Raw genomic sequence first — 1039 nt, forward strand, 5'->3', positions numbered from 1 at the left:
CTGCCGCCACATCCACCCCGAGCACAGAGGCCAGGGACCTCACCTCTACTGGCTCATCGGCCACGAAGAGGAGGGCCTCCAACAAGGCCGGTATTTGCTCTGGCGTTGGCGGTGGCAAAATACTCTCTTCGGGCTCCATTTTCTCTGTGTCGGACACAGCGTCCCACTCCCCCACAGATCACAAGAGATGCCCCTGGGTCATGGAGCATCCATAAAGGGCGGTTGTTCCCCAGCAGGCGGGATGGGCGGCGGTGGCATCTCGATACGTGCCTTGGCGACGGCCTCTTCCACCCGGGCGTAGGGGGCCTGGGTGATGTTCACCGCAATGCGCAAGAGTTTGACGCCCATTTTATCCTCAATGGCCTCCCGCGCCACCTGCGCGACCTCCTGCATTTTTGCCGGCACGTGGATATCGGGCGTCGTCTCCAAGTCCAAACGCACGACAACGCCTTTGCCCTTGCTGATCACAATGGGCTTCACTTTCAGCACGTCGGGCAACTTCCCTATCTCGTAGTCCAGGCTGCGGGCGATGGAACTGGTGGTCATTTCCACCTGAGCCCCCGAGACCTGGGTGATGCGCACTGTGTCGCGGCCTGTGCGCCGCACCTCCAAGTACAAAAGTACCAGGCAGATGAAGAAAAGCGGCACCGCTCCCAAGAGATAACTACGATAGTACACGTAGAAGTTCCCCCGAATCTGGCTGACGCCCTGCGCGATGGTGGTGAGCACGGGATCGGGGAGCACAACGGTAAGCACCAGGAAAGCCATCATTAGGAGCAACAAAAGCACAACCACAATGCGATTGAACAGATTCATCGCCGACCTCCTCTTTCTTCGGAACATCCATTATCAAAAACCGCAGAGACTCGCCCGGAAATGGAATTTCCGGGCTACCATCAGAAAGTCCCGGAGGGACTTCTTAACCGTAGCCGTCGAATTCTATTCGGCGGCGAGACTAAAACTGCAGAGCCGCTGAGGGCGCAGAGACTCGCCCGGAAATGGAATTTCCGGGCCGCCATCTGCCCCTAACTGGCGGTTG

The 1039-nt window shown here is 58.4% G+C and carries 2 protein-coding genes; both read right to left on the reverse strand.

Annotation, left to right across the window (positions count from 1 at the left end; genetic code table 11):
- On the reverse strand, positions 1-157 hold a 157-nt coding region (locus H5T64_13525; protein ID MBC7265353.1), incomplete at its 3' end, for an SMC-Scp complex subunit ScpB.
- A gap of 41 nt (positions 158-198) precedes the next feature.
- Entirely contained in the window at positions 199-816 is a 618-nt protein-coding gene (locus H5T64_13530; protein MBC7265354.1) for a hypothetical protein, read from the reverse strand.
- Positions 817-1039 lie beyond the last annotated feature (223 nt).

It is taken from the genome of Chloroflexota bacterium (assembly GCA_014360825.1).
Classification (GTDB): Bacteria; Chloroflexota; Anaerolineae; order UBA2200; family JACIWT01; genus JACIWT01.